Source organism: Psychrosphaera sp. B3R10, assembly GCF_018861025.1.
GTDB lineage: Bacteria > Pseudomonadota > Gammaproteobacteria > Enterobacterales > Alteromonadaceae > Psychrosphaera > Psychrosphaera algicola.
Window position 1 is genome coordinate 1 of the sequence record NZ_JAHKQH010000008.1, and the last position, 21,465, is coordinate 21,465.

A 21,465-nucleotide genomic window follows, 5' to 3' on the forward strand; every position below is an offset into this window, starting at 1 on the left:
AAATTGACGAAAACAAAAGGTGGGTTCCCGAATGAAAACAGCTTGCTAAAGCTGCTGTATGCTGGGATATTAAATGCTTCTAAGAAATGGACAATGCCCATCCAGAACTGGAATATGACATTGTCTCAACTGGCGATTCACTTCGATGGGCGCTTGGATAATGTCTTAGATATCTAAAACAATTTGGCTGACACAGAATTCTGAACGCCCTCTAAAAAGCGGCTTTTAAATTGAGGCGTTTAAACAAATATTATTTGTACTTTCCGCCTTTGGCGATAATTTCCTGCGCCATAATATCTGCTATTTCATGTGTAGGGCGGTTTTCATTGTCAGCACGTTGAAAAATTTCTAACAAGGTATCGTAAATTTCGTGAACCTTGGCTGTCGCTTTTTCTGCACTATAACCATCTTCATCTTGCTCAAAAAAGATATTAATTATGCCGCCAGCATTAATTGCATAATCAGGGGCATATAAAATTCCCTTATCTTTCAGCGCATCGCCATGATGTGGTTTTGCTAACTGATTGTTTGCACAACCAGCAATAATTTTTACTTTAAATTGCGGTATCGTGTCGTCGTTAACGGTCGCACCGAGTGCACACGGAACATAGATGTCTGCATCCACAGCATAAATGTCATTTAAACCAACAGCAGTTGCAGCGTAATGCGTAACAGCGTAATCAATGGAGTCATTGTTTATGTCAGTTACAATAAGCTTGGCACCATCATTGTGTAAACGTTCACACAAATACATACCTACTGAACCTAAACCTTGAACAGATAACGTTAATCCTTCAAGGTTATCAGAACCAAACTTATGTTTTGCAGCGGCTTTGATGCCGAGATAGGTTCCAAGCGCTGTAAACGGCGCAGGGTTTCCACTTTGGCCCTCTAATCCAACAACATAATCTGTCACACTATGGGCTTGCATAATATCGGCTGTCGTAATATTTACGTCTTCAGCAGAATAGTAGGTACCATTCATGTTATTAAGTTTATGGCCGAACGCTTTAAATAAGGCTTCAGACTTTAACTTTTTAGGATCACCTATAATAACAGCTTTACCGCCACCAAAGTTTAATCCAGCTAACGCATTTTTGTAGGTCATGCCTTTTGATAAACGAAGTACGTCAATTAACGCGTCTTCGTCTGAGGCGTAATTCCAAAAACGACAGCCACCTACTGCCGGCCCACAATTAGTATTGTGAACGGCGATAATTGCTTTTAATCCCGTTTCTTGATCTGAACAGAAAACAACCTGTTCATGGTTGTCAAATTCGACTTGAGAAAATACAGACACAACTGCTCCAGTAAATAGATATGATCAGCAGGACTCTACCAAAGCTGCTTTTTCTCTACCAGTATTTAGAAAAAGACAGATCTGGTGCGACCAGTTTGATGTGTAAATAAAATAGCGCTTGTAGCCTTACTCATTAATTAGTACAGTCTTGAAAAAATAGCGAACAATTAAAAATAATGTCTGAAAATAAAACAAATACCTTAACTGAAGAAGAAATTAATCTGTGGTGCAAAGCATCATATCAAGAAGCGACTAAAATATTAGCGCAAAACGGGATCATTACCGAGTCTGTTGATACTAAAGACAGTCGTTATTTACCGCCTGTCATTGCATTCTGGAAACTAAAATCAACTGACGGCAACCAATTTTGGGTTGTATGTGGAGAAATTAAACATGACTTTCTCCCTGTGTCTGCAGCAAATTCGGCACGTGAAGCTGCGCGGTCTTTTGCATTACGTTGGCAAATTGAAGTCGAACAACTTGTGACAAAACAACAGGTTGAAACTGATGAAGCGGTAATCGAACAGCTAAAACAGGAAGCTGCTGATATTAACTTTTGTGCAGATAGACTTTATCAAATTTTTGAAATAGAAAGCCTTTGGGTTTAGGCCGTTTTTGCACTAGAAGCCTTAGGTTTTTAGTGCAATATTCCATGCGGGCAAACAAAGCTATTTACCGAACAGCTTAACGTTTGCTTGGGTATCCCTGATTCCATATAAACAGCTCCAACAGGTTTGAATCCTTGATTAGTAAAATAACTTACGTTATCAAGTTCTGCATCTATGGTAACTTGATTGATCCCTTTCCTATGCGCAATAGACAACAATTGTTGGATTACCTTTTGTGCAGCGTTGGTGTTCCTATATTTCATCAAAACAGCAATACGACTAATTTTCCCATTTTCACAAATACGTCCAGTTGCTACCGCTTTATCGTCTTCGTTTCTAACTAATACGTGTTCACAATTTATGTCGTTGTTATCAAACTCTTCCGTTTCAGGAATTCTGTGTTCGCAAATAAAAACCTTATTTCGTACTTCTTTTATCTCCTCGATATAATCGGTTTCTCTACGCCAATTAACGTTATTAACCTTGTAACTCATGTTCATCCAATATAAAAAAATAGCCGTAATTAATAAGTGTAGTAATAAGTTGGCTATTTTCTATACAAAAATCATGTTTTTTTAATATTAATGTCTCGCTTGATGAGCAGGAAATTAATTTATTCGCAAATTCAACTTGTTGAGAACTCAGCGGGTAATTTTCACCATCACAGAATAAAGTCAAATTTTCCTCGTCGCTGGAAATTGCGAGTTTAACACCAAGCACTTTTTGAATTTCAATTTCGCTATTAAATAATTCGTTACCATAATCTGCTGGGATTCGTTCCGCGAGGGGTTCTACATTCAACTCTCGCGTCGCTGCGGTAAGTCGAGTTAATAAATAATGTTCAAATTGAGCCTTGTCACCGACTAGGTCTAGTACCTGTTTTTGCAATTGGGTAATGTTTGCAGGAGATAATCCAAAACCAGAGGTGTCGTTGTTAATAACCGTGTCAGTAAATCGGTCTAACCCTAGGTTTTGATCAATGATATGATCGGCAATACCACTTAGCAATTCTTGACTCGAAGGCGCTCTAAATCCAATGCTGTAAGCAAGAGCGCTTTCTATTGTTTCGCCTTGATGAGGTGAGAAAGGGGGAATATATAAAATGTCACCATTGGTAACGGTTGCGTCAATTATCGGTTCAAAAGCCGGTACGTGGAGCAGGTCGGTTGCCGCTTCAATGTGTTCTATTTCTTTATTTACCGCTCCAACTTGCCATTGTCGTTTCCCTATACCCTGAACGATAAAAACATCATATTGATCAAAGTGGGGACCAACCCCTCCGCCTGGTGTAGAGAACGAGATCATAACATCGTCAATTCGCCATTTTGGAATGAAATTAACCATAGATTTAAGTTCATCAACAGAGTCAAACCAATTGTCGACGCCTTGTACCAACAAGCTCCAGCAACGTTCACCAAATTGACTAAAGTCCTCAAAAGGCCCCTGTGCAACTTTCCAGTTGTTATCTGAGTTGGTTATTACTCTAGAGTCAATAAAGGATTCCATCGCTAAGCCAGCCACTTCATCGGGTGCAATTGGTGATGGAAAATTTGGTAATGCATTTTTTAGTAATATTGGTTTTTTTTGCCAATAGTCTTTCAAAAATGTTTCTTTTGAAATGGTTTGCCAATTGATATTCATAAAGTGACTTCTTAATTTGTAGGATGATGGGCAATAAAAAAGCCAGTCAATAGACTGGCTCTTTTTACGAATATAAACTTAGTTTAATTCGTCGATAAATGCGACAGCACGGCCGATGTAGTTTGCCGGTGTTAATAACTTCAGTTCAGCTTTAACACTATCTGAAAGGTCTAAACCATCGATAAATTCAGCCATAACTTGTTGGTTAACTTTTTTACCACGAGTTAGGTCTTTTAATTTTTCGTAAGGTTTTTCAATACCGTAACGACGCATAACGGTTTGAATTGGCTCTGCTAACAATTCCCAGTTATTGTCTAATTCATCAAGCAAACTTTGGGCATTAACTTCTAATTTGCTAATGCCTTTTAACGTGGCTTGATAAGCAATAATTGAATGTGCAACACCAACACCTAAAGTACGTAGTACTGTAGAGTCAGTCAAATCACGTTGCCAGCGCGAGATTGGCAATTTTGTTGCTAGGTGACCGTAAATAGCATTAGCAATTCCTAAGTTACCTTCAGAGTTTTCAAAGTCTATTGGGTTAACTTTGTGAGGCATTGTTGAAGAGCCGATTTCGCCTGCTATGGTTTTTTGCTTAAAGTGACCCATTGCAATGTAACCCCAGATATCACGATCAAAATCGATTAATATCGTGTTAAAGCGCGCCATTGCGTCAAAGATTTCAGCGATGTAGTCATGTGGTTCAATTTGGGTAGTAAACGCATTAAAGGTTAAACCAAGTGAGGTTACAAACTCTTCAGCGTGTTGATGCCAGTCATGTTCTGGGTAAGCAGAAATGTGTGCATTGTAGTTACCAACAGCACCATTAATTTTTCCTAACATCTCAACGTTAGCAATTTGTTCACGTTGACGTTGTAGTCGAACATAAACGTTTGCCATCTCTTTACCCATAGTAGATGGTGTTGCCGGTTGACCATGTGTACGACACATCATCGGCATAGATTTGTATTCGTTTGCTAAGCGTTTTAACTCAGACAAAATTTTGTCACAGTATGGCAAAACAACGTCTTTGCGAGCAGCAGATAACATTAAACCATGTGAAAGGTTGTTTATGTCTTCAGAGGTACAAGCAAAATGAATAAACTCGTTAACTGCAGTTAATTCTGCATTGTCAGCAACCTTTTCTTTTAAAAAGTATTCAACGGCTTTTACATCGTGATTTGTTGTAGCTTCAATATCTTTAACACGCTGCGCATCGGCCTCTGAAAAGTTATCAACGATTGCATCTAAAAGAGCATTAGCTTCTGCAGAAAATTCAGGTACTTCCTGGATTGCAGCCGTTTTCGCTAACTTTTGTAACCAACGTACTTCAACGATAACACGGTATTTTACCAGACCAAATTCACTGAAAATTGGACGTAATTCTTCAGTTTTATTGCCGTAACGGCCGTCAACTGGTGAGATTGCAGTAAGTGCAGATAGTTGCATGACGTTGCTTTCCTCTATTCCTAACTAATGGATGTTAATTCATTTTTAAACGATAGTGCGTCTTGCAATATGCGTTTGCGATTCAATAAAAAGTGTCTTCTTTGGCCGCCTAGTTGACGCCATAAAACAGCGGCGCGTACGCCTGCTAATAACAAGGCTCGGACTTTATTTTGAATGTCCGGTTGTTTTAATATGTCTGGGTTGCCAATGATTTGAATTTTTTGCCCGATTGGACTGATAATTTCGCGATAACTGTCTGCAAAGTTTTGCACAACAGAAGGCGAGGTTAATTCAAAATGTTCTAAACGGCGTTCAACGTTTTCAAGTGATGTTGTCAATTGATTTAGTGCTGAATTTGATTTTAATAATTTTTTTGCCAAAGACATTATACCTGCAACATAGCGCGTAACTTCTACGTCGCGTGTTGTTGTTTGTCCTGACAATTGATGGACGAGCAGGTCGCAACCATCACTTAGCTCAACAATAGACGGATATACATCAAATACAGTCTTAGGTGAGGTGATCATAATGCCGCTTAAAAGCGCATTAAAGTTAGTTTTATCGTAAGGTTTGCCTTTGGCCAATAGTTGAATTAACTGAGCCGACAGGCAAACGGCCGATAATGCGATTGTTTGGGCGCGCTGCGATTGTTCCATCATTTATCGAATATAACTCTCAATGATCCCGCCACCTAAACACACTTCACCATCGTAAAATACTGCTGATTGCCCCGGCGTTACCGCTCGTTGAGGTGAATCAAATATCACTTTAATCGTGCCATTTTCCAAATCAGGGAAAACGGTACATTCGATATCATCTTGGCGGTATCTTGTTTTAACGGTTAACCTAGATTCGACCTGTGGACCTTTGCTATCGACCCAATTTAATTGTGATGCGTGTAGTCCATTAGAAAACAGCAAAGGGTGGTTTTTACCTTGACCAACGATAAGCACGTTTCTCTCGACGTCTTTATCGACAACAAACCAAGGTTGATCTTTAAATTCCTTCAAACCGCCAATTAGCAGGCCTTTTCGTTGACCTAACGTATGATACATTAACCCTTCGTGTTGACCGATGACTTCGCCCTCAGGTGTTTCAATGTCACCTGGTTGCGCTGGTAAGTATTGTTGTAAGAAGTCTTTAAACTTGCGTTCACCGATAAAACAAATGCCAGTCGAGTCTTTCTTATCTGCTGTTATTAAACCTTGTTCTTCAGCAATACGTCTAACTTCTGGTTTTTCTAGCTCGCCAACAGGGAATAAGGTTTGTCCTATTTGTGCCTGATTTACGGCGTATAAGAAGTAACTTTGATCTTTGTTAGAATCAAGTCCACGTAACATTTGTGCATTGTTGTCATCCGCTGTCCGTCTGACGTAATGGCCAGTTGCAATATAGTCAGCAGATAAAATTTCTGCGGAAAATTGCAAAAACGCTTTAAACTTAATTTCTTTATTGCACATAATGTCAGGGTTTGGTGTTCGACCCGACTTGTATTCTTCTAAGAAATGCTCAAAAACATTATCCCAGTATTCTGACGCAAAGTTAACGGTATGCAGTTCAATGCCAAGTTTGTCGCATACTGCCTGCGCATCTTTAAGATCTTCAGCAGCAGAACAATATTCTGAGTCGTCGTCTTCTTCCCAATTTTTCATGAAAAGGCCTTCAACTTGATAACCTTGCTTTTGCAATAAATACGCAGAAACCGACGAATCTACGCCGCCAGACATACCTACGATGACTTTTTTAGTCGAATTCTCAGAGAAACTTTCAGACATGAATTGGGACAAAAAACCTATACGCTTAAAATTGGCGCGGATTTTACCACAGCTGACATTAAAAATGTATCGCTTGGGGTGTTAATTTTGTTATTGATTAGCAATATTTATTTAGTGGAAAAGCGATCATAAAAGGCTGGAGAGAACTCAGCCAGCCTGATATTAAGGGGAATTTACGTTATAGCTTAATAATACCTAAGTTCTTGCACTTTCCCCCAAAATACTCGATAAGAATAAGCTGTGTACGCTAATATCGTTGGTACAACAACGATTGCACCATATAATAAGAAGTTCAAAGATTCTGGCGCCGCCACTGTTTCCCATATAGTGAGGTGTTGAGGTACGATATATGGGAAAAAACTGTAACCTAAACCCGCAAAGCTAAATACAAATATGAGCGCTGTCATGATAAACGGCAGACCTGGGAACTGGTCTTTAAATTTTTGTAGGTGTTTCAGATACATATAAGTTAAAACAAATAAAATGGTACAAATTACCGGGATAGGGACCAAAAATATTGAGTTTGGCCAAGTAAACCACTTTAAATAGATTTGTGGATTTAAAGCTAAGTTGGTTAACGATACTGCAATTACACCGATAAAGGTTACGATAAGCATCTTTTTGCCGTTTTTAATGGATCGTATTTGTAGCTCGCCTTCAGCCTTCATGGTTAGCCACATAGCACCGATAAAGCAATAGGCCGCACAAACCCCTAAAGCACTTAATATAGCAAAACTGTATCCGACTAAACTTTTGTCGAAACCCGTAACAAATAGTCCTAACATAAATCCCTGTGACAGCGCGGCGATAAAAGAACCAAATTTGAACGCTTTGTCCCATGAAGGTTTGTGGCCAAACGAAGCCTTAGCTCTAAAATCGAATGCCACGCCTCTGAGTATGAGCCCAATTAACATAACAGAAGCGGGTATATACAATTCCTTTAATATCAAGCTATGTGCCTGTGGAAAGGCGATTAATAGTAAGCCAATCGCTAAAACTAACCAGGTTTCGTTAGCATCCCAAAATGGGCCAATACTCGCGACCATAATGTCAGATTCTGACTGGTTATCTAACGGTAATAACATGCCAACTCCTAAGTCGTAACCATCCAAAATTGCATACAAGATTACGGAGAGGCCCATTAAGCATACGTAAATTATGGCAAGGGTATGTTGATCAAACATGCTGATTCTCCAATGTATTTGACGCCGGCTGTTTTAAAACAATAGTCTCACTAATGTCTATTTCTTCTATTTCGACCGCACGTCGAGCCATAACAAAAATGGTATGTAGATAAGCCGCGAGTAGTCCCACATAAGTTAAAATATATAAAGTCAAACTTGTTGTAACATGTGCAGTAGGCAAGTCAGTCACAGCTTCACTTACTTTTAGAATGCCTGAAACGATATAAGGTTGACGGCCTATTTCAGTCACATACCAGCCAGCAAGTGTCGCTATCCAACCGCTAAAACTCATACATACAAAGGTCGTTGTTAACCAGTTGGGGACTGCTTTTTTGCGAAGGATATAACTTCCGGCTAACCAAGAAACCAATATCATGAGTAGACCCATGCCAACCATGACACGAAAACTGAAAAATACAGGTAAAACAGGAGGGTGGTTTTCTCCAAATTCGTTAAGACCCTTTATTTCGCCATTTTTATCGTGGGTTAAGATAAGACTGGCTAAGTTTGGGATCCCTATTTCAAATTTATTTGTTCTATTTTTTTCGTCAGGTATAGCAAACAACAAAAGAGGCGCCCCTTCTGTCGTTTCCCAAACGCCTTCCATTGCAGCAACTTTTTGTGGCTGATTCTCCAACGTATTTAAGCCATGTAAATCCCCAACAAATGCTTGAATGGGTGTTAGTAACATCGCTGCAATAACCGCTATTTTAAACGTGAGTAACGGCGCTCTTTTGGTATCACCGCGTTTGATCCTATAGGCGCTGATCCCTGCAATTAAAAATGACGCTGTGATAGCGGAAGCCAATAACACATGAAAAAATCGAAATGGAAATGAAGGGTTAAAGATGATTTCCATCCAATTAACTGGATAGACAATACCATCGACAATTTTGTGTCCTTGAGGAGTCTGCATCCAAGAATTAAGCGACAAGATCCAAAATGCTGACATTGTGGTGCCAAAGGCAACAATACAGGTGGCGAGCGTATGTACACGAGCAGACACCCGCTTTATGCCAAATAACATAATGCCTAAAAACGTCGCTTCGAGGAAAAATGCCGTTAATACTTCATAACCTAATAAAGGTCCGGCAACATTACCAACCCGCTCCATAAATCCGGGCCAATTGGTTCCAAACTGAAACGACATGGTAATGCCACTAACCACACCTAATGCAAACGTTAAGGCAAATATTTTGACCCAAAATCGGTAAGCTCTCATCCAGACTGGATCGCCGGTTTGATCAAATCGTATTTTAAAAAACACTAAAAACCAACACATCGCAATAGTGATCGTTGGAAATAAAATATGAAAACTAATGTTTATTGCAAATTGAATGCGCGACAAAATCTCGACATCAATCATGGCGTATACTCCTAGGTAGAAGAATTGACTTGTTTAGTTATTTTGCGACTTTGTTATTAAGAATTTTGTCTTTCATATCTAAAACTTTGCCGACTCCGGCTCCGAGTTTCATTAACGTTTTTAGATTATCCGGTTTCATTGTTTGAAGTTCGTTTGCCCAAACAGTCACGGTTTCCAGCAATTCGTGGATTTCAAACATCTTTTCCTGTGCGAATTGTTCTTGCTGGTTGGCTGGTTCTTCTAACATTACGGTTCTTAGTAACGATAATGTCGGGTCCATTTCACGTTTTCGTCTCTCTTCAAATACGCGAGTAGCAAGGTCCCAAATAGATCCGTCCGGAGCATAATAGTCTTTTCGATCACCGGGAATATGATGGGTTTTAATTAATCGCCACGACTGCAACTCTTTTATCCCCATAGAGACATTGCCTCGAGAAATGTTCAGGGTTTCGGAAATGTCATTTGCTGTGAGTGGTGATTCGTTTATGACAAGCAACCCGACCATTTGACCAATAGTACGATTAAAGCCCCAACGACTGCCCATTTCACCACAATGCATTACAAATGCTTCGATTTTAGATGTCATTCTCATGTCAATGTGCCTATTTTTGTTTTGTAGTTTTAGAGTGTTCAGTAATTTCTGAAACCTTAAATTGTTTATTAATCTAAATCAACAAAATATTTAACTTTGTAAAGATAAAATCGTGCGGTATTAAGTGCTAATCTCTCTTTTAACTAGGATTTAACTTAAATCACCCTTAAGGTAAATTGACTCGCAGGTGTTCTGTTTTCAGCTAAAAAATTAAACCCGTTAAATTTGTAGGAGTCCCATGCGTTTATTCATGATTTCATTGATTTTTATAAGTTCAAGTTCATTTAGTCTTCCACTTGAAAATTTGCCTGCGGGCCTTACAACGGATATCCCCATCGGCAAGGTCGATGGCCTAATACTGCGTATAAATATTGCTTTGCCAGCGCGGCAAAATAAGACGCTATCTCCGGTAATGGTGTTTATTCATGGCGGCGGGTTAATCAAGGGGGATAAAAGTAAATTTAACAAACATCTAGAAAAGATGGCAAAACGTGGCGTTGTTGCAGCAAGCGTAATGTATCGACTTGCACCTGAGTATCGTTTTCCTGCGGCTATTGAAGATGTAAAGTCTGCAATTCGTTTTTTAAAAGCACACTCAGAAGCGCTCAACCTAGATCCAAACCGGATCATTGTCAGCGGAATATCAGCGGGTGGCTATTTAGCAACTATGGTTGGGGTAACAGGGAATGCAGAAGGATTTGATGATCATGGCATTTACCCAAACTATGATGCTTCGGTACGAGCTGTTATTGCGTATTCAGGAAGTCTTGCCGACTTTAGGCGCAAGGAGTACCAAGATTTTGTATTAGTTGAGCGCTTTGCCAATAACGAACAAATAGATAAACAGGTTGCACTCGCAGCCATTTCACCAATAACGTATCTAGATAAACTAGACCCACCTTTTTTCCTCGTCCATGGTACGGCAGACAATGTTGTACCTGTACAAATGACACGAGATTTTGCACTTGAATTAAAAAACAGCGGTCATGAATTTGAATACATCGAAGTCGAGGGGGGTGAACATAGCTTAAGTCATTCTCGTCCCAAACAAGCAAAATCTGTGTTTAAAGCATCTATGACGTTTTTCAAAAAACACGCATTTGTAGAACAAATTCAACCACTGTAGTTAAGTTTACTGTACTTTTATTGTGTTATTTATTTAGGTTTAGCAACTTCTGAGCTGAGTCTTGCTTGCGCATTTACAAAAAAACTGAAATATGGATGTTCTTTATCAACCACCTCTAAAGCGATATTGGCTTGTTTCAGGGCTGCTTGTAGGTTGCCATTCATTTCATAACCATAGGCTAACCCGTATTGTGCATCTGCGGAATCAGGGTGAAGTTTAATATTGTGTTTAAATACTTCAATAGCGGATTCAAATTTTTGCTGGTTAATGAGGTTATAGCCAATTTGCCTGACATTTGCCTCTGGTGGTATCGTGACGATGCCCCACTGTGACGATAGGCGCTTGTAATATAGGTCAATAGAAGTTGGATTTCCGATATATGCGCTCATTGGCATCTGCATAGGTAAAAACAAGCTGTGATAAGCATTAAATAACCCTGCTGGGGTGGTTAAAGCATGTGCCACATTTGGAAAAACATCGGTAACCAATTTTAAATCAGAGGGTTTGTTATTTTGCAAAAATGAATGAAAGTCATCGTAAACTTCGCGCATTTCCCCACCTTCTTCGCCGATGTTCATATATAAATAGTTATCAAAATGTTTTGTTTTGGATATGAATTTTTTAGCCTCTTGTACGGTTGTTCTCGCGCCCCACCAAACCGCTGGGCTAAACGCTAAATGCGCTTGGAATAGGTGAGGTCTGCTGTGCAAAGCGTGTATGACCAAAAGCCCACCAATAGACGAACCAGAGAAAATTCGATAATCATGTGTTCGGTAAGTTTTATCCATGCGCGGGATCAATTCCATTTCAACAAAATTGAGGTATTTGTCGCCACCACCCCCTTGTCCGACGGGGCCTCTAGGATCTTGGTTTACCGTTGGCGTTAAGTCTCTAGTCCTGTCAGTGTTTTCAATGACGGCAATTATGACTTCAGGCGCCGCTTTTTGTTCGACAAGCCTGCTTAGCAAACCTGTCAACAATGACAAGTCATCTTTTGACCCCGGCAGATAAATAACTGGGTATGTTTTTTCAGTATTAGAAAAATAGTCTTTGGGTAACTTAACTAGTATTCTGCGCTCTTCGTTTAGTTGTTTCGAAAAGAAAACTTCATAATGTACCGATTCTTCATTAGCATGAACCGCAAAAATGTTAGTTAAGCTCAAAATGAATAAACAAGTAGCCTTAAAAAATCGCATATTAATTCCGTGTTTAGTTCTGAAAAAATGATTTGCATTGGAACGTATCCAACACGTTATCAATACAGCAATAGTGACAAATTGGCCACTGAATGGCTTTTGTAATTGCACTTTTACCCAACAATCTTGTTGTTGCCGAATTTACAGCGCATTGCCGCAATTACCAACCTAAATTTTTTTACGAAGGTGGGACTTGTGTTGGTGCTATCCTGATTTAGTTAACGATATTTAAAGAGCGGAGGCATCATATTATTTGGATGAGAGTGCCTTGGGCATGGACATTCTAAATGTCGTTGCTAATCATGCTTTTAATAAGTTTTATTTAGCCTCAATATTTCTAGTCTCAATATTTTTGTACGTTCTCTTTTTTGGAGCCGTTGATCGTATTTACAACATATTTTTAAAACCGCATAAAATAAAGTGGACTACCAAACCGAAAACGGTATTACTTTTGTTCAATAACATTGAATGTACCTGTTTCAATACCGTCCAACGTCCAGTTTCCAACACGATATCGAATTAACCTTAGTGTAGGGTGTCCAATATGAGCGGTCATTCGCCTGACTTGACGATTTCTACCTTCACTAATGGTGATTTCTAACCAACATGTTGGTATTGATTGCCGCTCTCTGATTGGTGGATTTCTTGGCCCTACTAGTTCAGGTTGCGCAATTATCCTAATTTCGGCGGGTTTAGTTAAGCCATCTTTAAGCTCTACGCCATCACGCAATTGTTGTAATTTTTCATCATTTGGAATGTTTTCGACCTGTACCCAATAGCATTTGGTTGTTTTAAATTTAGGACTGGAGATTTTATTTTGCAATTTTCCGTTATTGGTTAAAACAAGCAAGCCTTCACTGTCTCTATCTAATCTTCCCGCCGGATATACCGCGGGTATATCGATATAATTTTTTAGGGTTTCACGGCCATCAGCATCGGTAAATTGGGTTAGCACATTAAAAGGTTTGTTAAACAATATTATTTTAGTTGTTGTCGGCTCAACCTTGGTTGATGCATTACTAGGTTTGGTTGTTTTCCGCCGAGCCAAAGTTGCACCAAATTGGTTTGGTTTTTTACTTTTATTTCCCGAAGATGCTTTACGGATAACACCCTTGGCAGGTTTCTTTATATTTCTTGTGTCGGACTTATTAGAAAAATACATAACACCTAATCTGATAAAACTCTTTCATTAATGGCCAGTATTTTATAGTATTCACACCCAAATTTCAGACTAAAATTGATTTCGTTGAGTATTGAACAAATATTGAACGATTTTCATACTGTTAAACTTGTCGGTCTCAGTTGTTTTGTAGTTTAAACACAACAAAACGGATTAGTCGTCCGAAATTTTGCGACCGACACTCGACTGCAAAAAATGTAGGGAAAATCAATGACATCTAAAATCATCTATACAAAAACAGATGAAGCGCCGGCTTTGGCGACTTACTCTTTCTTACCAGTTGTAGAAGCATTTAGTGCGACTGCTGGTATAGACGTAGAAACTCGCGACATTTCACTTGCGGGCCGTATCATCGCTAATTTTGCAGAATATTTGCCAGAAGACCAACGAATTGAAGACGAACTTGCCTATTTAGGTCAAGTTGCAAAAACGCCTGAAGCAAACATTATCAAATTGCCAAATATTTCAGCATCTATTCCTCAGTTGAAAGCGGTAATTAAAGAACTTCAAGCGCAAGGTTATAAATTACCTGAATTTCCAGAAGAGCCAAAAACAGAGCAAGAGCAAGATGTCCGTGCTCGCTATTCTAAAGTATTAGGTTCAGCGGTAAATCCGGTTTTACGTGAAGGTAACTCGGACCGCAGAGCACCAGGTGCTGTTAAGCAATATGCTAAGAAAAACCCACACTCGATGGGGGCTTGGTCGAAAGATTCAAAATCACATGTTGCACATATGAAAGATGGCGATTTTTTCGAAAATGAAAAATCAGCAACAATTGCTAATGACGGTTCATTGAAAGTCGAGCTTGTCGCAACAGACGGTTCCGTCACTGTTTTAAAAGAGTCTATTCCTGTATTAGCGAAAGAGATTGTCGACGGCACGTTTTTAAGTGTTAAAAAACTGCAAGAATTTTTAACTGCAGAAATTGCAGATGCTAAAGCGTCTGGTGTTTTGTTCTCCGCTCATCTAAAAGCGACAATGATGAAAGTGTCTGATCCAATTATTTTTGGTCATATCGTTAAAGCATTTTATAAAGACGTTTTTGCGAAACACGGTGAAACATTTGCAAAATTAGGCGTTGACGTAAATAACGGTTTTGGTGATGTTGAAGCAAAACTTGCGTCATTGGACGAGGCAACTCAAGCTCAAATCAAAGCGGACATTGCTGCGGTTTATGAAAATAACCCAGCAATCGCAATGGTTGATTCAGATAAAGGTATCACTAACTTACACGTACCTTCAGACGTTATCATTGACGCTTCTATGCCTGCTGCAATTCGTTCTTCAGGTCAAATGTGGAATGCAGAAGGTAAATTACAAGACATGAAAGCGGTAATTCCTGACCGTTGTTATGCGGGTGTTTACCAAGAAACGATTTCATTCTGTATTGAAAATGGTGCTTTTGATCCATCAACTATGGGTACTGTTCCTAACGTTGGTCTTATGGCTCAAAAAGCTGAAGAATACGGTTCTCACGATAAAACGTTTGAAGTTGGTTCAACGGGTACAGTTAAAGTAACTGACCAAGACGGTAATCTTGTATTTGAACACAATGTTGAAGCGGGTGATATTTACCGCATGTGTCAAGTTAAAGACGCACCTATCCAAGACTGGGTAAAATTAGCGGTTAACCGCTCTCGTTTATCTGGAATGCCAGCCGTATTTTGGTTAAACGAAGCTCGTGCACATGACGCGCAAATCATTAATAAAGTTAATTTGTACTTAAAAGATCACGATACTGACGGCTTAGATTTACGTATTTTATCTCCAGAAGACGCGACTCGTTTTACATTAGACCGTGTGAAGAAAGGTGAAGATACTATTTCTGTAACTGGTAACGTTTTGCGTGACTACCTAACCGATTTATTCCCAATCTTAGAATTAGGTACGTCTGCTAAAATGCTTTCAATTGTTCCACTAATGAATGGCGGTGGTTTGTTTGAAACAGGCGCTGGTGGTTCTGCACCAAAACACGTTCAACAGTTCGAAAAAGAAAACCACTTACGTTGGGATTCTCTTGGTGAGTTTTTAGCACTGGCTGCATCGTATGAGCATTTAGCAAATACTAATGATAATCCTAAAGCGCAAGTTTTAGCGGATACATTAGATAAAGCAACTGCGACGTTTTTAGATAATAACAAGTCGCCTTCACGTAAAGTGAATGAGCTTGATAACCGTGGTTCACATTTTTATCTAGCGACATACTGGGCTCAAGAACTTGCAGCACAAACAGCTGATGCAGAGTTGCAAAGTAAGTTTAGTGCAGTGGCAAAATTCTTGACTGATAATGAAGCTAAAATTGTTGATGAGTTGAATAAAGTACAAGGTTCAAGCATGGACATCGGTGGTTATTATAAACCGTCTGATGAAAAAGGCTTTGCGGCAATGCGTCCAAGTGCGACGTTTAATTCTGCAATGGATTTAATTGCTTAGTTCTTTGAATTAACAAAATATTCGATTTAGAAAAGCTGGAACTTAGGTTCCGGCTTTTTTTTTCAATTATTTACGAAAATATATCGAATGTTCATTGAATTACAATACGTTTGTGATTAAAGTCTGTGCATAGATATAATAATAATAGCGTAGAGAATAATTATGAAAAAATTGACTGCTTGTCTTTTGGCTGCGAGTTTAGCGTTTGGCGCACAAGCTGCTGATAGTCAAAGTTTGAAATTGATTTCAGTTTCAAGTTACTTAAACTTCTTTTTAGTTAACTTAAATGGTTGTGAAGATTACCACCCGTCAGTTCGCGCAGCTGCGTACCAATCAGAAAGCAAATTATATCCTCATTATGAAAAACTGGATAAAAAAATTAGTAGCTTGAAGATTGATAAAAGCGACAAAGACGCTATTTCAAATACAATTGAGCGCAGTCGTGCAAAGCTTAATGCACAAATTGCGGAAGGTGAGTTTTCAGTTGAACATTGTAAAGCGGTTATTGGTATCGTTGAAAATGGATTAGATTCAAATCTTTTATCTGCATTAAACTAAGAATACTGTTTTATAAAAAATGCGCTAAACCTCAAGGTATAGCGCATTTTTTTATTGATATTTAAATGTTTAAATATCAAATCATTATATTTTCTTTTCAAAAGCCTGTTTTTCAGCTTCTTTAAGCTCTTTGATTTTAGGCAATGCCATTCCCAGTTCTCTACCTCGGTAACGTGCAAAATATGTATTACCTATAAATCCGAGAGTCAAAAGCAATAATTCAATCGCTATAAAAATCTTTGGCCCTTCAAATGTCCATATTGCCGTCAAGCCATGGATATAACACCACATGATGACAAAGTTGCTCCAGGCATAGGTATATGGGTTGCCTTTAAGTAAACCTGGAATAGCCGTTAACATAGGTAACCAAAATAAAACGAGGGTGATATAGGCCAAATTGTTGGCGTTCGGGTCGAGCACAAAAAATAACATAGGGTAGTAGGCGACTAAGCCTAGGTATCCCGTAACTCCCATTAATTTTAGTTTTCGCACAAAACTCGCCATTGGCGCTGTTTTGAACGCGTGTTCACTATTGTCAAATTTTTGCATATCAGATTCTTATGAGTTGAGTTTTAATGCTGTGGTGGCTAATCGTTTTCCTAATGTAAAACAAATGGCCTTTTCGTCTGCTGTTAATGTGGTATCAGATTTTAGCCCTGAAACATGACTTGGACCATATGGACTGCCCCCTGCGTCAGTGTTATGTAATGCGGGTTCAGAATACGGAACTCCGAGCAATAACATACCATGATGCAATAAAGGTAAAGACATTGATAATAGAGTTGACTCGTTACCGCCGTGCATACTAGAGCTACTCGTAAACACGCTTGCTGGTTTATCGATTAAATCACCAGAGAGCCATTGTGTTGACGTTTGCTGAAGAAATGCTTGTAATGGCACAGCCATCTGACCAAATCGACAGGGACTGCCCAAGGCTAACGCAGAGCAATGTTTTAAGTCATCTAATGTCACATCGGGAAAAACAGATGGCTGTTCATTACTGTCATTTACAGTACGTATTCGAGCTTCTAATCCCATAGATTCAGAACCCTTGGCAATTGCTTTTGCCATATTCAATACAGAACCGTGTCTGGAATAATATAAGACGAGCAGGTAGGGGGTTGTCACTATTATAAAATATCCAAAACGTTTTCAGGAGGTCTGCCTATTGCTGCTTTGCCGTTGGCAACAACGATAGGTCGTTCGATGACTTTTGGATTGTTTACCATAAGTTCAATAACTTGTTGGTCAGTGAGTGATTTGTCTTCAAGCCCTGACGTCTTATATTCAGTTTCTTTTGTGCGGATTAGCGTTCGAGCTGAAATACCCAACATAGCAATGATTGCCGTTAACTCTTCGGCACTAGGTGGTGTTTTTAAGTATTCGATGACTTCGATGTCGTTTGACTTTTGTTGAACAAGTTCAAGTGTTTGTCGGCTCTTTGAACATCGAGGGTTATGATAAATGACCAAACTCATCGTTTTTTTCCTTTAATTTCCATTATGTATTTAGAGCGCTCACGATAACTTCGTTTTAATGCCTCTAACCGACTAATTTCAGAGCGGTTCACCTCAGGTAAAAAAGTGAGTGCTCGGTCAGTAGCTTGTATCGCTGCCGTATAATTTGACATTAATGCAAAATATTCTGCGCTTGTGGCGTGGTATTTTGCCATATTATTAATTTTTTTGTATGCCGTTCTTAATATTTGTGTTGCAAGAAAGTCATTTGGCTTGGCTAACAAATAATATTCGAGTAATTGAATAGCCTCATCATACTTTTTACTTTCGATAAGGACACTTGCATAATTTAGTGTGACTACCGAATTGTTAGGGCGAAATTTAAAAGCCTCAGCCAGTGCCGGTATATATTCTTCAGAGGTCCCCTTGGCATTATGTAAGTCTGAGAAACTATCCAATAAATATAGGTTTCCTGGAGCTTGTTGCTCTAATTTATTTAGTAACTTTTCTGCTTCGGCGTATTGTTTGTTGTCTAAATAAGCTAACGCCAAGCCATAACTCGCTGCAAATAAGCGGTTTCCTTGGGATTTTTTAACTTTATCTTCGAGTATGGCAATAAGATCGGGATTGTTGCCACTAAAACGTGCCAATAATCTATGTTTTACCATTAAAAATTCAAGTGAATCGGGATAAAACTTCTTCTCATATTGATGGGCTCGAAGGCGAGCATCGGTAACGCGAGAGTCGGGTAGTGGATGGGTCACTAAAAACGCAGGCAGTGCGGTTTTGAAGCGAACTTTATCCTGAAGTTTTGCAAAAAAATCACTTGCAGCATAGGGGTCGTAACCGGCAGTGGCTAGTACATTCATTCCAATGTTATCCGCTTCTTGTTCATTACCTCGCGTGTAATTAATCATGGATTGTTGACTACCTGCTGTGGTCGCCATCATAGAAGCAATCATGGCTTCTGGGCTGACCATTGCCATTAGTAACGAGCCGAGTATACCAGCTAATGTTAGAGGTGATTGAGCCGCAGCGGCTTGTTGCCGACGAGCTAAATGACGTTGTGTCACGTGAGCAATTTCGTGCGCCAAAACGGAGGCTAGCTCACTTTCAGAATCGGCTGCAGTAATAAGCCCCGAATGTACGCCTATATGGCCACCATAAAATGCAAATGCATTTATATCTGAACTGTTAATTGTAAAAAAAGTAAAGGGAAATTTGACGTCCTGTGAGTGTGCAACAAGTCGATTCCCAAGTGAATTTATATACTCACTAATTAGTGGATCGCTAATGACTCCAGACTGGCCCCGTAACTCATTGTAGATGAGTTCTCCCAAACGTATTTCTTTTTCAATACTAAGTACGGTAAGCGCTGATTGTCCAAGATCCGGAAGTTCATTGCTTGTGGCAAATGACTGGGCGGTAAAAACCAAACCGAAGGTGAAAATAATACTGTAAAAACAGGATTTTAGAGAACTCATAAATTAATTGCGCTCTTTGGTTTGCTGGTTATTTTGATGATGATTCATTTTCCATTTGTGCTGCAATAATTGCTTCTTCAGGAGGCAAGTTAGGGTTGATGTTTTGGCTGGCAAATGCGGCTTTAATGTCTGTGCCTTTTTCGCCAACAATTTCAAAATCGCGATGTAACTTTTCAATTATACGAGTAACGACAATATGCGCATGAATTATTAACGCCATATCCGCATCGTCACCATTTTTAATCGTAAAGGCGATGAATTTGTGCAATTGATTTATCCGAACTAAATATTTCATAGTTGTAGGATTCCATACGTGAAAGTCCATATTTGGATCACCACTAATATATTCGTCAACGACCTTACCATTGACGTATGGAAACGCTAAAAGTTCATAACCAATTTCAGAAAATACATGCAATATACATAATTTAGGTTTAGTTAATGGCGCATGCAATTCTAACGAATGTGGGTTCACGTTAGGTAATCGACCGAGTTTATCGTAATTCCAGTTTTTACGGTCAATTATTGTTTTATAGGCATTATCGAAGCCGTATGACATATATCCTTCAACTTCAGCGATGGAATTTGAGACTAGGCTAAAAAAAGCGGGCATTTCTCCCCAATTACTTTGTTTTTTAAACGCATTAACTTCTTTGATAGTGCAATCATCTGCTAAACCGTATTTATGTGGATAAAGGCCCATTGCATTCCGTTTTTTTATGGATTATTCACTCAAGTATCAATGATTGTGATAAATTATTGAAGTCTGAATTGAAATTATTTTTTATGGATTTTTGATGTGTTCAAGATTTGACGGCCGAGGTTTAAATTGCCCCTTGGGTTTTGTTAAAGCAAAACAAAGTTTATTACGCGATAAAACAAAAGAATATTTGTTAGATGACAAGACTACTCTGTATAATTTTATTCGTTACCTTGAAAAACAAAACATTACATTTGTCTTGCATTCGGAAGATAACAGCACCTTAGTTAAAGTGAATTTATAAACAATGTTAAATAGAAAAGGAAATATCGTGTTTCAAGTTTTCAAGCAGTGGTATAGAAAGAATTTTTCCGATCCAAATGCCGTTACATTAGCAATAGCCGTCGCCTTAATCGGATTTCTATTTGCATGGTTTGGCAAATTGTTAACACCGGTACTTGTCGCCGCCGTTTTTGCGTTTTTACTTGAGTGGCCGGTTAAAAAAGTCAGTATGTTAGGGGTTAATCGTAATATCAGTACGACAATTGTCATTGCCGGATTTGTCGGATTTATGGCTACGATGTTTTTTATGGCAATCCCAGTTATTTGGAAACAAAGCATCGGGTTAATAAAAGAATTGCCGGAGATGATGTCTGAAGTAAAAGGCTATATTCATTCACTTCCAGCGCAATACCCAAACCTTGATAAAGACTTAGTAAATAATGTCATGGCCAATGTTGACGGAAAGTTTATTAGTTTTCTCGAATCGTCACTGACCACAGCGATGTCGAGTTTAAATGACATAGTCGCGATACTAATTTATTTAATTCTGGTGCCATTAATGGTGTTTTTTATGCTTAAAGACAAAACATCGCTAATTGCAGGCATAGATAGCTTGATCCCAGCGGAACGGACACTCATTACCCAAGTCACCAGTGAAATGAATCAACAAATAATCAATTACATCCGAGGTAAGATGATTGAATTGTTTATTGTCGGTGGAAGTACTTTTATTGCTTTTGCGATTATGGAATTAAGGTACGCAGCGGTTCTCGGTTTGTTGGTGGGACTCTCGGTACTCATACCATATATTGGTGCAGCTGTAGTAACCATACCAGTTGTCGGCGTTGCGCTATTTCAGTTTGGTTTAACACCTGACTTTTATTACGTCATGATTGCCTACGGTATTATTCAAACATTAGATGGGAATCTATTAGTACCATTATTATTTTCAGAAGCTGTAGATTTGAATCCCGTTTATATCATTATAGCCGTGCTGTTCTTTGGCGGATTATGGGGGTTTTGGGGCGTGTTTTTCGCAATACCATTGGCATCTTTGGTCAAGGCCCTAATTAATGCATGGAGTGTTAAAAAATTGCCTGAGACTACAGAGTGCGCGGAGCAGTAACCTATCAT

General features: G+C 39.0%; 21 protein-coding genes and 1 pseudogene. 6 read left to right on the top strand and 16 right to left on the bottom strand.

Annotated elements, in window-relative coordinates; genetic code table 11:
• Window positions 1-177 (top strand): annotated as a pseudogene (locus KO525_RS02950) (IS256 family transposase); the annotation flags it as partial.
• A gap of 73 nt (window positions 178-250) precedes the next feature.
• On the opposite strand, the gene KO525_RS02955 reads toward KO525_RS02950, so the two are convergent.
• A complete protein-coding gene (locus tag KO525_RS02955; protein WP_215962300.1) occupies window positions 251-1,300 on the bottom strand; it encodes an amino acid dehydrogenase in 1,050 nt (349 codons plus the stop codon).
• Window positions 1,301-1,476: 176 nt separating this feature from the next.
• Between KO525_RS02955 and KO525_RS02960 the strand changes: the two genes are divergently transcribed.
• Entirely contained in the window at window positions 1,477-1,908 is a 432-nt protein-coding gene (locus tag KO525_RS02960; RefSeq protein ID WP_215962301.1) for a DUF4826 family protein, read from the top strand.
• Between the two features lie 29 nt (window positions 1,909-1,937).
• Here the strand turns inward: KO525_RS02960 and KO525_RS02965 are convergent, their stop codons facing one another.
• From KO525_RS02965 to KO525_RS03000, 8 genes are all read right to left on the bottom strand, one after another.
• Window positions 1,938-2,402: a GNAT family N-acetyltransferase gene (locus KO525_RS02965; protein WP_215962302.1), complete on the bottom strand. Its 465-nt coding sequence runs from the start codon at window positions 2,400-2,402 to the stop codon at window positions 1,938-1,940.
• The gene (locus tag KO525_RS02970; RefSeq protein ID WP_215962303.1) at window positions 2,386-3,549 is read right to left on the bottom strand and encodes a cupin domain-containing protein; all 1,164 of its coding nucleotides are present in this window, start codon (window positions 3,547-3,549) and stop codon (window positions 2,386-2,388) included. Before KO525_RS02970 ends, KO525_RS02965 begins: the two co-directional genes overlap by 17 nt.
• 78 nt (window positions 3,550-3,627) lie before the next feature.
• Window positions 3,628-4,998, bottom strand: coding sequence for an adenylosuccinate lyase (purB, locus tag KO525_RS02975; RefSeq protein WP_215962304.1), 1,371 nt, complete (start codon window positions 4,996-4,998; stop codon window positions 3,628-3,630).
• A gap of 20 nt (window positions 4,999-5,018) precedes the next feature.
• Window positions 5,019-5,657: a high frequency lysogenization protein HflD gene (hflD, locus tag KO525_RS02980; protein WP_215962305.1), complete on the bottom strand. Its 639-nt coding sequence runs from the start codon at window positions 5,655-5,657 to the stop codon at window positions 5,019-5,021.
• The gene (gene mnmA, locus KO525_RS02985; RefSeq protein WP_215962306.1) at window positions 5,658-6,773 is read right to left on the bottom strand and encodes a tRNA 2-thiouridine(34) synthase MnmA; all 1,116 of its coding nucleotides are present in this window, start codon (window positions 6,771-6,773) and stop codon (window positions 5,658-5,660) included.
• A gap of 185 nt (window positions 6,774-6,958) precedes the next feature.
• Window positions 6,959-7,957, bottom strand: a complete 999-nt coding sequence (gene cydB / locus KO525_RS02990; RefSeq protein WP_215962307.1) for a cytochrome d ubiquinol oxidase subunit II — start codon at window positions 7,955-7,957, stop codon at window positions 6,959-6,961.
• Entirely contained in the window at window positions 7,950-9,323 is a 1,374-nt protein-coding gene (locus tag KO525_RS02995) for a cytochrome ubiquinol oxidase subunit I (RefSeq protein WP_215962308.1), read from the bottom strand. Before KO525_RS02995 ends, cydB begins: the two co-directional genes overlap by 8 nt.
• Before the next feature lie 37 nt (window positions 9,324-9,360).
• Entirely contained in the window at window positions 9,361-9,915 is a 555-nt protein-coding gene (locus KO525_RS03000; RefSeq protein WP_215962309.1) for a GbsR/MarR family transcriptional regulator, read from the bottom strand.
• Between the two features lie 238 nt (window positions 9,916-10,153).
• On the opposite strand from KO525_RS03000, the gene KO525_RS03005 reads away from it, so the two are divergent.
• Window positions 10,154-11,041, top strand: a complete 888-nt coding sequence (locus KO525_RS03005) for an alpha/beta hydrolase (protein WP_215962310.1) — start codon at window positions 10,154-10,156, stop codon at window positions 11,039-11,041.
• Between the two features lie 29 nt (window positions 11,042-11,070).
• Here the strand turns inward: KO525_RS03005 and KO525_RS03010 are convergent, their stop codons facing one another.
• Together KO525_RS03010 and KO525_RS03015 are read right to left on the bottom strand one after the other, a co-directional pair.
• Window positions 11,071-12,237 carry an alpha/beta hydrolase-fold protein gene (locus KO525_RS03010; protein WP_215962311.1) on the bottom strand — a complete coding sequence of 389 codons (1,167 nt, stop codon included), beginning with the start codon at window positions 12,235-12,237 and terminating at the stop codon, window positions 11,071-11,073.
• A 445-nt stretch (window positions 12,238-12,682) separates the two neighbouring features.
• Window positions 12,683-13,399, bottom strand: coding sequence for a pseudouridine synthase (locus tag KO525_RS03015; RefSeq protein WP_215962312.1), 717 nt, complete (start codon window positions 13,397-13,399; stop codon window positions 12,683-12,685).
• A 228-nt stretch (window positions 13,400-13,627) separates the two neighbouring features.
• Between KO525_RS03015 and KO525_RS03020 the strand changes: the two genes are divergently transcribed.
• Window positions 13,628-15,850, top strand: a complete 2,223-nt coding sequence (locus tag KO525_RS03020; protein WP_215962313.1) for an NADP-dependent isocitrate dehydrogenase — start codon at window positions 13,628-13,630, stop codon at window positions 15,848-15,850.
• A 162-nt stretch (window positions 15,851-16,012) separates the two neighbouring features.
• Window positions 16,013-16,408 (top strand): hypothetical protein, encoded by a 396-nt coding sequence (locus KO525_RS03025; RefSeq protein WP_215962314.1) that lies wholly within the window; start codon window positions 16,013-16,015, stop codon window positions 16,406-16,408.
• 84 nt (window positions 16,409-16,492) lie between these two features.
• Here the strand turns inward: KO525_RS03025 and KO525_RS03030 are convergent, their stop codons facing one another.
• The 5 genes from KO525_RS03030 to KO525_RS03050 are packed head-to-tail and all read right to left on the bottom strand — an operon-like array spanning window position 16,493 to window position 20,052.
• On the bottom strand, window positions 16,493-16,957 hold the full coding sequence (locus tag KO525_RS03030; RefSeq protein ID WP_215962315.1) for a DUF2069 domain-containing protein: 465 nt from the start codon (window positions 16,955-16,957) through the stop codon (window positions 16,493-16,495).
• 9 nt (window positions 16,958-16,966) lie between these two features.
• Complete coding sequence (locus KO525_RS03035) at window positions 16,967-17,536, bottom strand: hypothetical protein (RefSeq protein ID WP_368393188.1); 570 nt, start codon at window positions 17,534-17,536, stop codon at window positions 16,967-16,969.
• 2 nt (window positions 17,537-17,538) lie between these two features.
• Window positions 17,539-17,886, bottom strand: coding sequence for an arsenate reductase (glutaredoxin) (arsC, locus tag KO525_RS03040; protein ID WP_215962316.1), 348 nt, complete (start codon window positions 17,884-17,886; stop codon window positions 17,539-17,541).
• The gene (locus KO525_RS03045) at window positions 17,883-19,349 is read right to left on the bottom strand and encodes a M48 family metalloprotease (protein ID WP_215962317.1); all 1,467 of its coding nucleotides are present in this window, start codon (window positions 19,347-19,349) and stop codon (window positions 17,883-17,885) included. Before KO525_RS03045 ends, arsC begins: the two co-directional genes overlap by 4 nt.
• A gap of 28 nt (window positions 19,350-19,377) precedes the next feature.
• Window positions 19,378-20,052, bottom strand: coding sequence for a hypothetical protein (locus KO525_RS03050; RefSeq protein ID WP_215962318.1), 675 nt, complete (start codon window positions 20,050-20,052; stop codon window positions 19,378-19,380).
• A gap of 328 nt (window positions 20,053-20,380) precedes the next feature.
• Here KO525_RS03050 and KO525_RS03055 point away from each other — a divergent pair, with 328 nt between their 5' ends.
• On the top strand, window positions 20,381-21,457 hold the full coding sequence (locus tag KO525_RS03055) for an AI-2E family transporter (protein WP_215962319.1): 1,077 nt from the start codon (window positions 20,381-20,383) through the stop codon (window positions 21,455-21,457).
• Window positions 21,458-21,465: the final 8 nt, after the last annotated feature.